The following is a 17,847-nucleotide window of genomic DNA, read 5'->3' as shown; positions in this document are numbered from 1 at the left end:
ACAATAATCTATTTCTACATTTTGAAAAATTCATGAAATACATTTAACTTTACAAAAAAAATTAGAAAATGCAGCAAAATGTTTTAGACACGCCCGTAGAATACTTGAAAGGAGTTGGTCCTCAACGTGCTGCTGTTTTAAAAAAAGAACTGCAAATTTTTACCTATAAAGATTTAATAAATTTTTATCCGTATAAATATTTAGATCGAACAAAATATTATAAAATCAACGAGCTGCATGCAGGTTTAAATGCAGAAGTGCAATTGGTTGGAAAGATTATCAAAATTAAAACCGTAGAACAGAAACGTGGCAGTCGCTTGGTTGCTATTTTTACTGATGGTTTGGGCGAAATGGAATTGATATGGTTTCAAGGGCATAAATGGATTAAGGAAAATTTACAGTTAAATACACCTTATGTGATTTTTGGGAAAATCAATCATTTTAACGGATTGTTTTCTATGCCACATCCAGAAATGGAAACCGTTGAAGAACATAAAAAAAGCCTACAATCTGCTTTGCAACCTGTGTATCCATCTACAGAAAAACTCCATCAGAAAAATATTTCTAACCGAAGCATTACCAAAATGATGCAGCAGGTTTTCCTGGAAACGCATCATTTGTTTAAAGAGGTTTTTCCTGAAAAAATAATTCATGAATTACGGCTGTTGCCAAAAAATGAAGCTTTTTTTAACGTTCATTTTCCCAAAAACACCGATTTATTAAACCGATCCCAATTTCGATTAAAATTTGAGGAGTTGTTTTTTATCCAATTACAATTATTGTCGAAAAATTTGGTTCGAAAACAGAAAATTAAAGGTTTTGCGTTTCAAAATGTAGGGCTTTATTTCAATACTTTTTATCATGACCATTTGCCTTTTCCTTTAACAAATGCTCAGAAACGGGTGTTGAAAGAAATCCGGCTTGATATGGCACACGAAGCACAAATGAATCGTTTGCTCCAGGGCGATGTGGGTGCTGGTAAAACCATTGTTGGTTTTATGAGTATGTTGCTTGCTTTAGATAACGGTTTTCAGGCATGTTTAATGGCACCGACTGAGATTCTTGCCAATCAACATTTTACAGGAATTAAAGAATTGGCTGATAAAATAAATGTTAAAGTGGCGCTGCTAACTGGATCCACCAAAACCAAAGAACGCAATCAAATTCACGAAGAACTAGAAAATGGAACCATTCATATTTTAATAGGAACGCACGCTTTGTTAGAAGATAAAGTACAATTTAAAAACTTGGGTTTATCAATTATTGATGAACAACATCGCTTTGGAGTGGAACAGCGTTCTAAAATGTGGAAAAAGAACATATTGCCACCGCACGTTTTGGTAATGACCGCAACCCCAATTCCGCGTACGTTGGCTATGAGTTTGTATGGCGATTTAGATGTTTCGGTGATAGATGAATTACCGCCTGGAAGAAAACCCATAAAAACACTGCATTTTTTTGAAAGCAAGCGTTTGCAAGTTTGGCATTTTATTAAGGAAGAAATTGCAAAAGGCCGACAAATTTATATTGTATATCCGTTGATTCAAGAAAGTGAAAAGTTAGATTATAAGAATTTAATGGAAGGATATGATGCCATTGCCCGCGATTTTCCTTTTCCACAATATCGGGTGAGTGTGGTGCACGGACAAATGCCCTCTAAAGATAAAGATGCCGAAATGGAGCGCTTTGTAAAAGGCGAAACCCAAATTATGATTGCTACCACAGTGATTGAAGTAGGGGTTAATGTGCCCAACGCATCGGTAATGATTATTGAAAGTGCCGAACGTTTTGGGTTGAGTCAATTGCATCAATTACGAGGCCGCGTTGGTCGTGGTGCCGAACAAAGTTTCTGCGTTTTAATGACCGGAAACAAGCTAAGTGCCGATACAAAAGTACGAATGGATGCCATGTGCCGAACAAATGATGGTTTTGAAATATCAGAAATCGATTTAAAACTTCGGGGTCCGGGCGATATTATGGGAACACAGCAAAGCGGTGTGCTGAATTTGCAAATTGCCGATTTGGTGAAAGATCAAGATATATTAAAATTGGCACGAACAAAGGCAATTGAACTTTTAAAAGAAGATATCAATCTAGAAAAACCAGAACATCAGCCACTTAAATATGTGTTTGAAACACTCGCTAAGAAAAACAATATTTGGAATTATATAAGTTAACCTATGAAAATCATATTTGCATCAAACAATAAAAACAAAGTACAAGAAATTCAAAATCAAGTACCAAAATCTATTGAAATTGTCACATTAGAAGAAATTGGCTGTACCGATGACATTGCCGAAACCGGCTCAACGTTAGAAGAAAACGCCATTATTAAAGCCAATTACATCACCGAAAAATACGGATTGCCTTGTTTTGCCGATGATACCGGTTTAGAAATTAATGCTTTAAATGGCGAACCAGGGGTTTATTCTGCCAGATATGCTGGCGAAGATAAAAATGCTGAAAAAAATATGGAATTAGTTTTACAAAAATTACAGAATATAACCAATCGAAAAGCACAGTTTAAAACGGTTATTGCTTTAAATATTAATAACGAACAACATTTGTTCACTGGTATTGTGGAAGGCGAAATTAGAAATGAAAAAAGAGGATTAAACGGTTTTGGTTACGATCCTATTTTTGAACCTGAAAACTTAGGCAGCACTTTTGCCGAAATGTCTTTAGAAGAAAAAAATAAATTAAGCCACCGTGGAAGAGCTTTTGAAAAGTTAGTGGAGTTTTTGAATGACTTTCAAAAATAAATAATTTAACCTATAATTAATACAAATATCTGCATAAAAAACACTACCTTTGCAGCTATTTTAAAAATTATATGAATAAATTCCAAGAATTAGGATTAAACGAATTGCTATTAAAAGCAATTCAAGACTTAGGTTTTGAAAACCCTTCAGAGGTTCAGGAAAAAGCTATTCCCTTATTGTTGCAACAAGATACTGATATCGTTGCACTGGCGCAAACGGGTACTGGGAAAACAGCTGCTTTCGGGTTTCCTCTGATTCAAAAAATTGATCCAGAGAACAGAAGCACACAGGCATTGATCCTATCGCCTACCAGAGAATTGTGTTTACAAATCACCAACGAAATTAAGCAATATTCAAAATATGTAAAGGGTTTACATACAGTTGCTGTTTATGGTGGAGCCAGCATTACAGAGCAGGCAAAAGAAGTGAAGCGTGGTGCACAAATTATTGTGGCAACACCAGGTCGTATGCAGGATATGATTAACAGAAACTATGTTAACATTAAAAATATCCAAACATGTATATTAGATGAAGCAGATGAAATGTTGAACATGGGATTCTATGAAGACATCACATCCATCTTATCGGATACGCCAGACGAGAAAAATACTTGGCTTTTCTCTGCAACCATGCCACAAGAGGTTGCACGAATTGCTAAAGAATTTATGAAACGTCCGCAAGAAATTACGGTGGGGCATAAAAATCAAGGTTCGGTAAACGTATCGCACGAATATTATTTAGTGGGTGCACGTGATCGTTACCCGGTTTTAAAGCGTTTGGCAGATATGAATCCGGATATTTTTTCAGTGGTTTTCTGTAGAACAAAGCGCGATACACAAGCAGTTGCAGAAAAGTTGATTGAAGACGGATACAACGCAGCAGCACTGCACGGCGATTTATCGCAAGCACAGCGCGATGGCGTGATGAAAGCTTTCCGTGGCCGCCAAATTCAAATGTTGGTCGCTACCGATGTAGCCGCTCGCGGAATTGATGTGGACGATATTACACACGTTATCAACTACCAATTACCCGATGAAATTGAAACCTATAACCACCGCTCAGGCCGTACAGGTCGTGCCGGGAAAACAGGTACATCAATCGTTATCGTAACCAAATCTGAATTCAAAAAAATTCAGATGATTGAACGAATCATTAAAACAAAGTTTGTTCAAAAGCCAATTCCAACCGGAATGGAAATTTGCGAAGTACAATTAATTCACTTAGCAAATAAAGTTAAAGGAGTTGAAGTTGATCCGGAAATTGATAAATATCTTCCAAAAATCGAAGAATTATTAGGCGATTTAACGAAAGAAGAATTAATCAAAAAAATGTTTTCTGTAGAATTTAATCGTTTTATCGAATATTACAAAAAACAAAATACAATCGATTCTCCAAAATCTCGTGAAAAAGGTGAAGCCAAAGTAAATGCAGATGGTTCTGTACGTTATTTCTTAAACCTTGGTGCGCGCGATAATTTTGATTGGATGAGTTTGAAAGATTTCTTGCGTGATACTTTAGATTTAGGCAGAGATGATTTGTTTAAAGTTGATGTGAAAGAAGGATTTTCATTCTTTAACACCGATGCTTCACACAGCGAACGCATTATGGGTATATTAAACAATATGCACCACGAAGGTCGTCAAGTAAACGTAGAAATTTCTACAAGTGGTGGTTCTTCTTCTTCATCACGAAGAGATCACAACGGACGTGGTAGAAGTGGTGGTTTCCGTGGCGAACGAGGTGGCGGTTTCCGTGGCGATCGTTCCTCATCAGAAAGAAGATCGAGTGGAGGTGAGCGTCGATTTGGTCGCAATCGGGAAGACGATAGACCGGCTCGCAATGAACGAAGATCGGTTCGTGGTGATCGTCCGCGTAGATCAAACTAAGATTTGTTGTTAATATTTACAAAATAAATAACACAAACTGCGAAATATCTTTTATTTTTGGTGCATACTAAAAACAATATGAGATATTTCGCAGTTTTATTTTTTCTACTTTTATCAATTACAATTGTTGCACAAGAAAAAAACATTCAAGGAATCGTTTTTAGCGAACTTAGCTATCAACCAGAATCCCACGCAAGCATTGTAAACCTAAACTCTTTAAAAGTAGCCCAAACCAATCCCGACGGCAGTTTTTCTATATTAGCTCAAGTAAACGATACATTGCATGTTTCATCAGAAGGATTCCGCTCGCTAAAAATAAAAGTTACGAATGATTGGTACAAAGAGGGTAAAATGAATATTTACATTAAAGATCTTTCTACTGTGTTGGATGAGGTGGTGATCAATACGCTGAAACTAACCGGAATTTTAGCTGTAGATGCCAAGCTGATCGCATTAGCTGATTATCCGTACTATCGTGATTTTGGTCCCACTGGCTTTGCAGCCAATTACAACCGGGGGTTAAATCCTATTAACGGAATTTACAATGCTATTAAACGAAATTCTAGCGAAACCAAGAAAATTAATCAAATTCGCAAAGAAGTGGAATTGATTGAATTAATGAAAAAGAAATACGATCGCGAAATGGTTTCTGCTTTGTTGAATATTTCTAAGGAAGATATCGTAAAGGTTTTACAACGTTGCAATCAATCGGAACGCTTTATTTATACTGCAAACGACTATCAAATCTTTAATGCCGTAAACGAGTGTTATGAAAATTATAAATTAGGGAAATAATACACTTTTAAAAATAATAAAAGCCGTTTCAAAATCTTGAAACGGCTTTTTAATAAACTTAACTAACTATTAAAAACTATACTTATTTTCTGCAATTACATGGCTGGCAATGGTTTCTTTCAACTGTACCACATTGGGTTGATTGGTGTATTTTGTGAAACGGCGCAAGCCCATTAGCATCATACGTTGTTCATCTTCTTCTGCAAACGAAACAATTCCTTCTTTTCCTTTGGTATAAATGATATCAACAGCTTGGTATAAATACAATTTTGCCATGGCAATTTGTACACTTGCTGCCTCTTCGCCACTATTTTTAGCTAACTTTTCGGTACGCAAAATACCTGATTCTGCCATATAAATTTCAATCAACATATCAGCCGCAGCCATTAATAATTGTTGGTGTTGATCTAATTCTGTGCCGTATTTTTGTACTGCCGAACCGGCTACCATTAAAAAGGCTTTTTTCAGTTTTGCAATTAATGCTTTTTCTTCTGCAAATAATTCGGAATAATCTGGAGTTTCAAAATCGGGTATTCCCAATAATTCTTCGCCCACTTTCATCGCCGGACCTAATAAATCAACATGACCTTTCATTGCTTTTTTAATGAGCATACCAACGGTTAACATTCGGTTGATTTCGTTAGTTCCTTCATAAATTCGAGAAATACGGGCGTCTCTCCAAGCGCTTTCCATTGGTGTATCTTCTGAAAAGCCCATTCCACCGAAAATTTGAATACCTTCATCGGCACAATGTTGTACATCTTCCGAAACGGCAACTTTTAGAATAGAACATTCAATTGCAAATTCTTCTACACCTTTTAATTCAGCTTCCTGATGCGAATTTCCATCGGCCAAACGCGCATTGATTCTGTTTTCGATGTCACCTGCAGCTCTGTACGAAGCCGATTCACCAATATAAGCATTGGTAGCTAAATCGGCAATTTTTGAACGAATGGCACCAAAGTTGGCAATAGGTGTTTTAAACTGTACGCGTTCGTTGGCGTAGTTTACCGATTGTGTAATTAAACGACGTTGCGAATCTAAACACGCAGCAGCTAATTTAATTCTACCCACATTTAAAGCGTTCATGGCAATTTTAAAGCCTTCACCACGACCTCCCAACATATTTTCTATAGGAACAATCGTATCGTTAAAAAACACTTGACGTGTTGAACTGGCGCGGATTCCCAATTTGTGTTCTTCTTCGCCCAATGTGATTCCATTTGGATTCTCTACGTCGTATTCCACAATGAAACCAGTGATATTTTTATCGTCTTCAATTCGTGCAAAAACAATCATTAAATGACAAAAACCGGCATTTGAAATCCACATTTTTTGTCCGTTTATTTTGTACGATTTTCCGTCGGCACTCAATTCCGCTTTTGTTTTCCCTGAATTTGCATCAGATCCTGCGCCAGGTTCGGTTAAGCAATACGATCCAAACCATTCGCCCGAAGCCAATTTAGGAACGTATTTTTGCTTTTGTTCTTCGGTTCCGTACAAGGTAATAGGCATGGTTCCAATACCGGTATGTGCGCCAAATGCTGTTGAAAATGAACCTGTTGCGCCTGAAATGTAATCGCAGGTAAGCATGGTTGATATAAAGCCCATTCCCAAACCGCCATAAGCTTCTGGAACTGCCACGCCTAAAAAGCCCAATTCACCAGCTTCGCGCATGCATTCTTCGGTAAATTGATAATCTTTTTTCTCGAATCGATCTTTATTAGGCCAAATTTTGCGATCAATAAATTCCTTTACTGAATCGCGCATCATTTTTTGTTCTTCCGAAAAATCTTCGGGTGTAAAAATGTTTTCTGCTAAGGTCTCTTTTACTAAAAATTGACCACCTCTTGTTATATCGCTCATATCGTTTGTATTTTAAATTTGATTAGTTATTAAAGCAATTCATAAATCCCGGCTGTTCCTTGTCCGGTTCCCACACACATGGTAACCATACCGTATTTATTGCCACGGCGTTTCATTTCATCGAACAATTGTACAGATAATTTGGCACCCGTACAGCCTAGCGGGTGACCTAATGCGATGGCTCCACCGTTTACGTTGATGATTTCGGGGTTTAGATCTAACTCGCGAATCACCGCTAATGATTGTGCGGCAAAAGCTTCATTTAGTTCAATTAATTCGATATCATTTTGTTGTAAACCTCCTTGTTTTAATGCTTTTGGAATAGCTTTTACCGGACCAATTCCCATGATTCTTGGTTCAACTCCAGCCGATGCAAAGGTTACCAGGCGGGCAATTGGTTCTAAGTTTAATTCTTTTACCATTTCTTCAGACATTACCAATACAAAGGCAGCACCATCAGACATTTGAGAGGAATTTCCTGCGGTAACAGAACCGTCGGCAGCAAAAACTGGTTTTAGTTTTGCTAGTGCTTCAATGCTTGTACCAGCGCGTGGTCCTTCATCCTTTGTAACTGTATAGGATTTTGTTTCTTTTTTACCATTATCGTTAATAAACGTATCTTCTACGGTAATAGGTACGATTTGATTGTCAAATTTGCCTTCTGCTTGTGCTTTTAAAGCTTTCATGTGCGATTCAAACGAAAATTGATCCTGATCTTCGCGCGACACATTAAATTGTTTTGCAACTGCTTCCGCTGTTAAGCCCATTCCCCAGTAATAATCTTCGTTACCGGCAGCGGTTACTTTATAATCGGGTGTGGCACGGTAGCCGCCCATGGGTATAAAACTCATTGATTCGGCACCACCTGCAATGATGCAATCAGCCATTCCCGATTGAATTTTTGCTGTTGCCATACCAATAGTTTCGATTCCCGATGCACAATAACGGTTTACTGTTACGCCAGGAACATCGGTGATTTTTAATCCCATTAACGAGATTAATCGCGCCATGTTTAAACCTTGTTCGGCCTCGGGCATGGCATTTCCAACCATCACGTCGTCAATGCGTTTTTTGTCTAATTGCGGCACTTCGTTCATCATAAACTCAATGGTTTCTGCCGCTAATTCATCGGGTCTTTTAAATCGGAACAATCCTTTTGGAGCTTTCCCAACGGCTGTTCGGTATGCTTTTACTATATATGCTGTTTTGCTCATTGTAAAATGTATTTTTATTGTATAATGTATATTGTTATTTGCTGTATAAAGTATTATTGTATGTTGTATATCGTAATTACATTATACAACTATACGATATACATTTTCTATTTACTTGTTTTCTAGAGATGATTGGAGCTTAATAATCATGTTTTGAATGTGTTGAATTTCAGACTCTAATAATATGAATTGTTCATTAGTTAAATAGCCAATATTTTTAGAAATGATAATTTGTGTTTCAAACTCAAAAGAAGAACCAAGAGCAACCCCTAAAAAGTTACTAAAATCTTTATTAGTTTTTCTTCCACAACCTTCAGCAATATTTGAAGGAATAGAAATAACACATCTTCTGATTTGAGAAACCAAACCAAAAAGCTCATCTTTTGGAAATTCTTTAGTTACTAAATAAGTTTCAGTAACTAATTCAATTGCCTTTTGCCAAACTTTTAATTCTTTAAAATAATTCATGTTTTTTGTTGTAAATTGTATTCTTGTATAATGTATATTATAAAATGTTATACTCATAGTACTTTATTATACAATATACAACACTACACTATACAGTTAACTCTCTAGTTTCTCAACGGTTTTCCCTTAGTTAACATAAACTGAATACGTTCTAACGTTTTTCGTTCGGTACATAAACTTAAGAATGCTTCGCGTTCCAGATCTAACAAATATTGTTCGGATACGAATGTAGGTTCTGATAAATCGCCACCTGCCATTACATAGGCTAACTTGTTGGCGATTTTTCTATCGTGTTCAGAAATGTATTTACCAGCCATCATGCCGTCTGTTCCTACCAAAAAAGCACCCAATGCTTGTTTACCCAAAACCAAAACATCTTTGCGAGGAACAGGTTGGGTGTAACCAGCTTCAGCCATTAGTAGCGCATGTTTTTTCGCTTCGGCAATTTGTCGGTCTTTGTTTACCACCACCACATCTTTTGTTGGTAAAAGAACACCGTTCTCAAACCCTTCGTATGCCGATGTAGCAACTTTTGCCGTACCAACTGTTAGGAAATATTCTTGCAGAATATTCAGCTTCACATCGTTCTTTTTGAATTGATCTGCTGCACGTAAGGTCATTTCTTTCGATCCGCCACCGCCAGGAATTACACCTACACCAAATTCAACCAAACCAATATAGGTTTCTGCTGCTGCAACGGCTTTGTCTGCATGCATCACCAATTCGCAACCGCCACCCAATGTCATTCCATGCGGAGCTGCAATTACAGGAATGCCTGAATAACGAACGCGCATCATGGTATCTTGGAACGATTTTATGGCGAAATTCAATTCATCGTATTCTTGCTCAACCGCCATCATGAAAATCATGCCTAAATTGGCACCGACCGAGAAGTTTGCTGCTTGATTTCCGATAACCAAACCGCTGTATTCTTTTTCGGCTACATCAATCGCTTTGTTGATTCCGCTGATCACACCGCCACCAATCGAGTTCATTTTGGAGTGAAATTCCAGATTTAAAATGCCATCGCCTAAATCAAACAATGTAGTATCGGCATTACCCCAAACTTTCTTGGTATCGCGAATGTTGTTTAAGATAATAAACGCATCTTGCCCCGGAATTTTTTGTTGCGATTTTGAATCGATATCATAATAATAAGTAGCACCTTCTTTAACTGTGTAAAATGATGTATTGCCCGATGCCAACATTTCGTTTACCCAATTGGCAACGTTTTCACCGCTTTCTTTGATCAATTCGATACCTTTCTCCACACCAATAGCATCCCAAATTTGGAAAGGTCCGTGTTCCCAACCAAAACCAGCTTTCATGGCATCGTCTATCTTATATAAATCATCGGTAATTTCGGGAACTCGGTTAGAAACATACGCAAACAAGCCCGCAAAAGATTTTCGGTAAAATGCACCGGCTTTATCTTTTCCGTTTACTAAAACTTTGAAACGATCAATAACATTGTCAATAGTTTTGGTTAATTCTAATGTTTGAAAAGATGCCTTTTTGTTGGGGCGATATTCCAATGTATTCAAATCGAGTGACAAAATATCTTTATCAACTTTTTTATAGAAACCTTGCTTGGTTTTGCTTCCCAACCATTTATTTTCCATCATGTGATTGATGAAATCGGGCAGTTTGAATAGTTCGTGTGCTTCATCGTTCGGACAATTTTCATACAAACCGTTGGCAACATGCACCAAAGTATCCAAACCAACCACATCAACCGTACGGAATGTTGCCGATTTTGGTCTGCCGATTACCGGTCCGGTTAATTTATCTACTTCTTCAATGGTTAGATCCATTTCTTTTACCAAATGAAAAAGACTCATAATGCCGTAAATACCAATTCGGTTACCAATAAACGCAGGTGTATCCTTAGCTACAACCGATGTCTTCCCTAAGAATTTTTCACCGTAATTATTTAAGAATGATAATATTTCGGGTTTGGTTTTAGGTCCGGGAATAATTTCGAATAATTTTAAGTATCGAACCGGATTAAAAAAGTGGGTTCCACAGAAATGTTCTTGAAAATCTTCGCTTCTTCCTTCGCTCATAAAATGAATCGGAATTCCGGAAGTGTTTGATGTGATTAAAGTACCAGGCTTGCGGTATTTTTCAATTTGCTCGTAAACTGCTTTTTTAATATCCAAACGTTCCACAACCACTTCAATAATCCAGTCAACATCCTTAATTTTCGGAAGATCGTCTGTTGTGTTTCCAGTTGAGATTCTGTCGGCAAATTTTTTGTCGTAAATAGGTGAGGGGCTCGATTTTAAAGCTGTTGCTAAATTTTCGTTCACGATTCGGTTTCTTACCAGTTTATCGTTAAGTGTAAGCCCTTTTTTTTCTTCGGCTTCAGTAAGCTGGTTGGGAACAATATCCAAAAGCAACACTTGAGCGCCAATGTTTGCAAAGTGACATGCAATGCCTGACCCCATGATTCCGGAACCAATAACAGCCACTTTTTTTATTAATCTATTCATATTTATATAAGGTTTGGTTTCTTAAAATTTCTTTCTCTCGATGATGATGTTTTGAATTTTTTCTGACATTTCAATAAAGCTATCAATTTCTTGTTGCGAAAAGGTTTCTAAAAGTTTATTATTAAAATTTAGAACTGTTTGTTTGGATAATCCCCGTTTTTCAACACCAAGTGGCGTTAAATAAATGTTTACACCCCGACCGTCTTTTGGGTTTTTTTTCTTAATGATTAACCCTTTTTCTTCCATTGTTTTTAAGGTGCGCGTTAAACTTGTAGGTTCCATGCCCAAGCGTGGCGCCAAAGCAGTTGACGGCGTTCCTTCTTTATCGATATTTAGCAACGCATACCCCAATGCCATTGAGGCACCGTATTTTGATGCTTCTTCGTTGTACATGCGGGCAATAGCCTGCCATGTATTTTTTATTACGGAATCAATTGTAGTGTTTTTCATTCTTGTTTTGCTTAACCTTACCAAATATAATAAAAAAATAGTATGCACGCATACTATTTTGAATTTAATTTTTCGTTAAAAGAATTGTTATAGTTAATTTTTAAGGTATATTAACGTAAATATTTAATGTATTTAGAATCTTTTCCAGAATTGCCACCATTTAGGTTTATAAGTAATCATAATGTCTCCCATTAAAACTACTTCTTCATTTAAATAGAATTTTCTTTCAATAGGTAAATCTTTTTTAAAAACTCTTATAGAATAAGTTACATAATATTCATGTTCAATATTGAGTGTAATATAATCTAAAGAAAAATTATCTGGTAGAACAATTGAAAAATTCCCTTCTTCATCACTCTTAACAGATAGGTATAATTCTTCTACATTTATAATAGCATCAGGAATAGGCTCTTCAAATTCAGTTAAAACTTGTCCTTTTATTATATCTTTTAAACTATCTTTTTTAATTTGCTTTAAATTAATTCTCTTGTAATTAGATTCATCTTTAGAAATATTAAAATTGTTTGTTGTTAACGGCAGATTTGTTGCAAACAAACTTCCTGTTGATCCAATTAAAAAGATTGCTGTTAATGCTTTGTATACTTTTGACCAGCTTTTTTTAGATGGAATTTCTATTGGATTATTTAACTGTGATATTGACATTCTACCACAAATTCTACCATTTGATTCTTTAATAATCTGAATGATTTCTTTATTATCTAACTTTGTAAAATCAATAACCTCTTTCGAACATTGCATACAAAATTTCCCTCTATCATGAGGTTGCATCTTATTCCATTTTTCATCACATGGATTTTGAATGTTTACTATGATTACATTGTTTGACATTCCAAATCAATTAAGAATACATCTTTTCATACAAATCTTTATACTTCTCTAGAATCACTTTACGTTTTAGTTTGAGCGTTGGGGTTAATTCGCCGGTATCAATGCTCCAAACATTTGGGGTGAGTGCAAACTTTTTAATTTGTTCCCATTTACCAAATTGCGGGTTGATAGTTTCAATTTCTTTTTGAATACGTTCTATAACCAATTCATTTTTCACTACTTCATCAAGTGTAAAACCAAGGTTTACTTTGTTGCGGTTGGCCCACTCTTTAATAAAATCAAAATTTGGCTGAATCAACGCTGCGGGCATTTTTTGACCTTCGCCCACCACCATAATCTGCTCAATGAAACGCGATTGTTTCATGGCATTTTCAATCATTTGTGGGGCCACGTATTTACCGCCGCTGGTTTTAAACATTTCCTTTTTACGGTCGGTAATAAATAAAAAGCCGTCGGCATCAATTACACCGATATCTCCTGTATGAAACCAACCATCAATAAAAGCTTCGTTCGTTTTTTCTTGGTCTTTATAATATCCTTCTGCAACTGATGGTGCTTGACACAAAATTTCGCCGTCTTCTGCAATTTTAACGGTCACATTGCTCAAAACTCTACCCACAGAGCCAATTTTCCAGCCATTATTTCGTTGGTCGTTTACCGAAATTACCGGAGAAGTTTCGGTTAAACCGTATCCTTCCATCACCGGAATAGCTGCTCCTCCAAAAATACGCGCCAAGCGTGGCGAAAGTGGGGCGGATCCGGATACTAACAATTCTAAGTTTCCACCCAACGCGGCCTGCCATTTAGAGAAGATCAATTTGCGGGCAATTTTCAACTTAAATTCATAAAAACCACCGTTTGCTTGGTAAGGTTTAAAGTCTTCTGCCAAGCGCAATGCCCAGAAAAACAATGCTTTTTTAATACCTGAAAGTTCAGATCCTTTGGCATAAATTTTATCGAACACTTTTTCTAAAACCCTTGGCACAACTGTCATTACTTGTGGTTTTACTTCTTGTAGGTTGTCAGATATTTTTTCAATTGATTCGGCAAAGTAAATTGATACACCCATATATTGAAATAAATACAAAATCATTCGCTCAAAAATATGACAGCACGGCAAGAAACTCAGCGCAGTGTAACTTCCTCTTTCAAAAGGAACGCGTTCAGACGAACCTAAAACGTTGCTGATGATATTGTTATGCGTAAGCATCACGCCCTTTGGAGTGCCTGTGGTGCCTGATGTATAAATGATTGAAGCTAAATCATCTGGAGTTACATTGGCTTTCGCAGCTTCTAATTCGGCATCGTTCATTGCTTCTTTTCCTGCTGTAACAACTTGTTGCCAATTGGCGCAGCCCGGAATTTCATCAAACGAATAAATACCGCGCAGTTTAGGAATGTTGAACTTTACCCGGTCTAATTTTTCTAAAATGGTTTTATCGGAAACAAACACATACACACTTTCGGAATGCTTTATAATATACTCGTAATCGTGTTCAGAAATAGTTGGATATATAGGAACGGTTGCGGCACCGGTTTGCAAAATCCCAATGTCCATAATGTTCCATTCGGTACGGTTTGTTGAGGTTATTAGTGCAATTTTATCGCCTTTTTTAACTCCCATTGCAAGCAACGCTTTGGAAACATAATTTGCTTGTTCTATATATTCTTGAATGCTTGTTGCTTTCCAAACGCCATTTTGCTTTGTTGAAAAAGCTTTTTCTAACGGATAGTGTTGCAACTGATAATAAGGAATATCGAATAATCTACCTATTTGAGACATATATTTTCTGTGTTTTAATTATTGCAATTGAAAAGTATAGTTTTTTTATGAAAAAAGCAAGTGAAAATTTTAATTAACCGGAACATTTTGCAATTTCTCCATTCCTTCTGTATAAAGTGCAGCAGCAGGAAATGCCTGTTTTTCGTCTCCAGTGTTTAAAAGTGCCCCGTCTTTAAAAAAATAATCGGCATATTGCAACAATCTATTGGCGTTGTTTGCATCGGTTTCTTCGACAATACAAGCTATTAACGCCCCTTCTTTATAATAAAAAACTTTCTGCAAGGTATGTTTTTCATAAACAGTATGAATAATGGAAAATACCGAATCGTTCGAAAGCAAATAATAAGCGGTGTCATAAGTTGCATCGTTAGAAAGACTTCCTTTTTTGTTGATGGGATCAAACCATTCGTTTTGAGAGGTTTTTTGGATATAGTTTTGAATTGTTTGAATGTCTTCGTGGCTGTTTTGTGCAAAAGTGGCTGCAATTGCAAAAAGTAAAAGGAAAGTTGTTATGATTTTTTTCATCATTTTATTTTAGTTTAATTCGTTCGTTTCTATTTGCTAGTTCCCAAGCTGTTACAAAAATAAGCTGTGTGCGTTTCAGCATTTCGTCAAAATCAATTTTATCAACTGTATCTGTGGGTTTATGATAATCGGCATGTTCCCCGCTGTAATAAAAAATTACGGGAATGTTGTATTTTGCAAAATTGTAATGATCAGAACGGTAATAAATCATTTCGGGATGCTTATCATCATTATAGGTGTAATCTAAAACCAGATTGGTATATTTTTTATTCATGGCTTCAGAAATATCGTGCAATTCGGTGCTTAATTTATCGCTTCCCACCAAATAGATGTATTCTTTTTTATTTTTTTGATACGTAAAATCTCTTCTTCCGATCATATCCACATTCAAATCTGCAACAATTTGTTCTAAAGGAATTATTTTAGAATTCACAAAAAAGCGAGAACCGTGCAAACCATATTCTTCTCCGGTGCAATGCAGAAATACCATCGAACGTTTTGGTCCGTTACCGTTTTTCTCAGCAATTTTAAACATACGTGCTAGTTCTAACAAAGCCGTTGTTCCTGTTCCATTATCATCAGCGCCATTGTATATTTCGCCATTTGCAATTCCCACATGGTCGTAATGTGCAGAAATCACCAAATATTCATCGGGTTTTTCGCTGCCTTTTATATAAGCCACCACATTTTCGCTGTCGTTCAGTTTGGGGCTAAACATCCGCTTCATGGCATCCGAAGGCACCATCTGAAAATAATCATCTGTTCCTGGCAAGGCTTCTATTTCTAAACTTTTATAAATATTCCTTATATAATTTGCCGCCATTTTCTGCCCGGCTTCGCCTGTTTTTCTACCTTCCATTTCATCGCCCGCAATTATAGAAAGATGTTTTATTAGTTCGTCTTTCGATAAGTTTTCCATCATTTCTTTTACCCGATCTTTTTGTTTTTGAGCATAAATGGTGTTTGAATTTAAAAATCCGGCAGCGATAAAAAGACAAATAATAGGTTTAAAATTCATTTTTGTGATTTTAGTTTACAGATACTAAAAATACTAATTTTACAAATAGCTATTGTATATTTGTTGAAAATATTAAAAATGAACAAAGTTGTATTGATAACTGGCGGATCTTCAGGTATTGGCAAAACAGTTGGCAATTTTTTGCAAACCCAAGGATATACCGTATATGGCAGCAGTAGAAATCCTGAAAACGTGACAGATAGTCGTTTTCCGCTGGTTGCCATTGATGTGCGAAACAAGGAATCGATACAAAGTGCGGTTGCTGAAATTATTGCAAAAGAAAGCAGAATTGATGTGTTGATTAACAATGCAGGAGTAGGAATTACCGGACCTATTGAGGAAATTCCTTTGGAAGAAATTCAAAATAATTTTCATACCAACGTGTTTGGTCCCATTGAAGTGATGAAAGCAGTTTTGCCCCAAATGCGCCAGCAAAAATCGGGATTAATTATCAACGTAACATCTATTGCAGGATATATGGGCTTGCCTTACCGCGGCATTTATTCGGCTTCGAAAGGAGCTTTGGAACTGCTAACCGAATCGATACGAATGGAAGTGAAACCCTTTAATATCCGAGTTACCAATGTGGCTCCAGGCGATTTTGCTACCGATATTGCTGCACGCCGTTTTCATGCACCGGTTTTAGAAAATTCCCCTTATAAAGCCATTTATAGTCAACAATTGGCTACAATCAACGAGCATGTCAATGATGGCGGAGATCCCATAGAAATGGCAAAAGCAATTAACGCAATTATTCAAACAAAAAAACCAAAAGTTCATTACAGAGTAGGGGCTTTCATGCAAAAGTTTTCTATCTTTCTAAAAAAGATTTTACCAGATACGGTGTATGAAAAAATGCTAATGAATCATTATAAAATAAAATAATTTATTTGCCTCAAATTCGCAGATTTTTAGTAACTTTTAATGGTTAAAAATCTTAATCAAAGAATTCCTATAAATTGAAATAATCTCCAATAAAAAGAACAAATAATAATTAAACACATCAAAACCATGAAATTTTTTATAGATACAGCAAACCTAGACCAAATTAAAGAAGCACAAGCTTTAGGCGTTTTAGACGGCGTTACGACCAATCCGTCGTTAATGGCAAAAGAAGGCATTACAGGCAAAAACAATATTTTAAAACATTATGTGGATATATGCGCTATTGTTGATGGCGATGTTTCGGCTGAAGTAATTGCTACCGATTTTGAGGGAATGATTAAAGAAGGCGAGGAGCTTGCAGAATTAAACGAGCAGATTGTTGTAAAAATCCCCATGACGAAAGACGGTATTAAAGCGTGTAAATACTTTTTTGAAAAAGGCATTAAAACCAATGTAACTTTAGTATTTTCGGCAGGTCAGGCATTGTTGGCTGCAAAGGCAGGAGCCACGTATGTGTCGCCATTTATTGGTAGATTAGATGATATTTCTACCGATGGATTAAATTTAATCGATGAAATTAGAATGATTTATGACAATTATGCCTTTGAAACGCAGATTTTAGCAGCATCGGTGCGTCATACCATGCATATTGTGAATTGTGCAAAAATTGGTGCCGATGTGATGACGGGTCCTTTAAGTTCGATTTTAGGATTGCTGAAGCATCCACTCACCGATTTAGGTTTGGAACAATTCTTAGCCGATCACGCAAAAGGGAATAAATAGAAAAAGAAAGACTGCCTAAAAAAGACAGTCTTTTTTTTGATGAATAAAAAGTTAATTTTTCAATTTGA

15 protein-coding genes are annotated in these 17,847 nt (G+C 36.4%); 6 read left to right on the top strand and 9 right to left on the bottom strand.

Annotated features, from left to right (window positions below):
* Positions 1-68 precede the first annotated feature (68 nt).
* From recG to NPX36_RS13640, 4 genes are all read left to right on the top strand, one after another.
* The gene (recG, locus tag NPX36_RS13655) at positions 69-2,177 is read left to right on the top strand and encodes an ATP-dependent DNA helicase RecG (RefSeq protein ID WP_257499283.1); all 2,109 of its coding nucleotides are present in this window, start codon (positions 69-71) and stop codon (positions 2,175-2,177) included.
* 3 nt (positions 2,178-2,180) lie between these two features.
* A complete protein-coding gene (locus NPX36_RS13650) occupies positions 2,181-2,762 on the top strand; it encodes a non-canonical purine NTP diphosphatase (RefSeq protein WP_257499282.1) in 582 nt (193 codons plus the stop codon).
* Positions 2,763-2,833: 71 nt separating this feature from the next.
* A complete protein-coding gene (locus tag NPX36_RS13645) occupies positions 2,834-4,648 on the top strand; it encodes a DEAD/DEAH box helicase (protein ID WP_257499281.1) in 1,815 nt (604 codons plus the stop codon).
* Between the two features lie 78 nt (positions 4,649-4,726).
* Positions 4,727-5,443, top strand: coding sequence for a carboxypeptidase-like regulatory domain-containing protein (locus NPX36_RS13640; RefSeq protein ID WP_257499280.1), 717 nt, complete (start codon positions 4,727-4,729; stop codon positions 5,441-5,443).
* A 69-nt stretch (positions 5,444-5,512) separates the two neighbouring features.
* On the opposite strand, the gene NPX36_RS13635 is transcribed toward NPX36_RS13640, so the two are convergent.
* From NPX36_RS13635 to NPX36_RS13595, 9 genes are all read right to left on the bottom strand, one after another.
* Positions 5,513-7,309: an acyl-CoA dehydrogenase family protein gene (locus NPX36_RS13635; protein ID WP_257499279.1), complete on the bottom strand. Its 1,797-nt coding sequence runs from the start codon at positions 7,307-7,309 to the stop codon at positions 5,513-5,515.
* 29 nt (positions 7,310-7,338) lie between these two features.
* Positions 7,339-8,523 carry an acetyl-CoA C-acyltransferase gene (locus NPX36_RS13630; RefSeq protein WP_257499278.1) on the bottom strand — a complete coding sequence of 395 codons (1,185 nt, stop codon included), beginning with the start codon at positions 8,521-8,523 and terminating at the stop codon, positions 7,339-7,341.
* A gap of 111 nt (positions 8,524-8,634) precedes the next feature.
* Positions 8,635-8,991 (bottom strand): four helix bundle protein, encoded by a 357-nt coding sequence (locus tag NPX36_RS13625; RefSeq protein ID WP_257499277.1) that lies wholly within the window; start codon positions 8,989-8,991, stop codon positions 8,635-8,637.
* A gap of 104 nt (positions 8,992-9,095) precedes the next feature.
* A complete protein-coding gene (locus NPX36_RS13620) occupies positions 9,096-11,486 on the bottom strand; it encodes a 3-hydroxyacyl-CoA dehydrogenase/enoyl-CoA hydratase family protein (RefSeq protein ID WP_257499276.1) in 2,391 nt (796 codons plus the stop codon).
* A 21-nt stretch (positions 11,487-11,507) separates the two neighbouring features.
* A complete protein-coding gene (locus NPX36_RS13615; RefSeq protein WP_257499275.1) occupies positions 11,508-11,936 on the bottom strand; it encodes a MarR family winged helix-turn-helix transcriptional regulator in 429 nt (142 codons plus the stop codon).
* A gap of 132 nt (positions 11,937-12,068) precedes the next feature.
* Positions 12,069-12,785 carry a carboxypeptidase-like regulatory domain-containing protein gene (locus NPX36_RS13610; protein WP_257499274.1) on the bottom strand — a complete coding sequence of 239 codons (717 nt, stop codon included), beginning with the start codon at positions 12,783-12,785 and terminating at the stop codon, positions 12,069-12,071.
* Positions 12,786-12,795: 10 nt separating this feature from the next.
* A complete protein-coding gene (locus tag NPX36_RS13605) occupies positions 12,796-14,568 on the bottom strand; it encodes an AMP-dependent synthetase/ligase (RefSeq protein ID WP_257499273.1) in 1,773 nt (590 codons plus the stop codon).
* A 69-nt stretch (positions 14,569-14,637) separates the two neighbouring features.
* Positions 14,638-15,096, bottom strand: coding sequence for a hypothetical protein (locus NPX36_RS13600; RefSeq protein WP_257499272.1), 459 nt, complete (start codon positions 15,094-15,096; stop codon positions 14,638-14,640).
* 1 nt (position 15,097) lies between these two features.
* Complete coding sequence (locus tag NPX36_RS13595; protein ID WP_257499271.1) at positions 15,098-16,111, bottom strand: M28 family metallopeptidase; 1,014 nt, start codon at positions 16,109-16,111, stop codon at positions 15,098-15,100.
* 78 nt (positions 16,112-16,189) lie between these two features.
* On the opposite strand from NPX36_RS13595, the gene NPX36_RS13590 reads away from it, so the two are divergent.
* Positions 16,190-16,996, top strand: coding sequence for an SDR family oxidoreductase (locus NPX36_RS13590; protein ID WP_257499270.1), 807 nt, complete (start codon positions 16,190-16,192; stop codon positions 16,994-16,996).
* 126 nt (positions 16,997-17,122) lie between these two features.
* Positions 17,123-17,779, top strand: a complete 657-nt coding sequence (gene fsa / locus NPX36_RS13585) for a fructose-6-phosphate aldolase (RefSeq protein ID WP_257499269.1) — start codon at positions 17,123-17,125, stop codon at positions 17,777-17,779.
* Positions 17,780-17,847: the final 68 nt, after the last annotated feature.

The organism is Paenimyroides aestuarii (assembly GCF_024628805.1).
Taxonomy (GTDB): Bacteria; Bacteroidota; Bacteroidia; order Flavobacteriales; family Flavobacteriaceae; genus Flavobacterium; species Flavobacterium aestuarii_A.
The sequence above is the reverse complement of the archived record's forward strand: the minus strand, read 5'-3'. Positions and strand labels throughout refer to the sequence as shown.

Coding starts and splice junctions, on each gene's coding strand:
- recG (WP_257499283.1), top strand. CDS start 69: ATGCAGCAAAATGTTTTAGACACGCCCGTAGAATACTTGAAAGGAGTT.
- NPX36_RS13650 (WP_257499282.1), top strand. CDS start 2,181: ATGAAAATCATATTTGCATCAAACAATAAAAACAAAGTACAAGAAATT.
- NPX36_RS13645 (WP_257499281.1), top strand. CDS start 2,834: ATGAATAAATTCCAAGAATTAGGATTAAACGAATTGCTATTAAAAGCA.
- NPX36_RS13640 (WP_257499280.1), top strand. CDS start 4,727: ATGAGATATTTCGCAGTTTTATTTTTTCTACTTTTATCAATTACAATT.
- NPX36_RS13635 (WP_257499279.1), bottom strand. CDS start 7,309: ATGAGCGATATAACAAGAGGTGGTCAATTTTTAGTAAAAGAGACCTTA.
- NPX36_RS13630 (WP_257499278.1), bottom strand. CDS start 8,523: ATGAGCAAAACAGCATATATAGTAAAAGCATACCGAACAGCCGTTGGG.
- NPX36_RS13625 (WP_257499277.1), bottom strand. CDS start 8,991: ATGAATTATTTTAAAGAATTAAAAGTTTGGCAAAAGGCAATTGAATTA.
- NPX36_RS13620 (WP_257499276.1), bottom strand. CDS start 11,486: ATGAATAGATTAATAAAAAAAGTGGCTGTTATTGGTTCCGGAATCATG.
- NPX36_RS13615 (WP_257499275.1), bottom strand. CDS start 11,936: ATGAAAAACACTACAATTGATTCCGTAATAAAAAATACATGGCAGGCT.
- NPX36_RS13610 (WP_257499274.1), bottom strand. CDS start 12,785: ATGTCAAACAATGTAATCATAGTAAACATTCAAAATCCATGTGATGAA.
- NPX36_RS13605 (WP_257499273.1), bottom strand. CDS start 14,568: ATGTCTCAAATAGGTAGATTATTCGATATTCCTTATTATCAGTTGCAA.
- NPX36_RS13600 (WP_257499272.1), bottom strand. CDS start 15,096: ATGATGAAAAAAATCATAACAACTTTCCTTTTACTTTTTGCAATTGCA.
- NPX36_RS13595 (WP_257499271.1), bottom strand. CDS start 16,111: ATGAATTTTAAACCTATTATTTGTCTTTTTATCGCTGCCGGATTTTTA.
- NPX36_RS13590 (WP_257499270.1), top strand. CDS start 16,190: ATGAACAAAGTTGTATTGATAACTGGCGGATCTTCAGGTATTGGCAAA.
- fsa (WP_257499269.1), top strand. CDS start 17,123: ATGAAATTTTTTATAGATACAGCAAACCTAGACCAAATTAAAGAAGCA.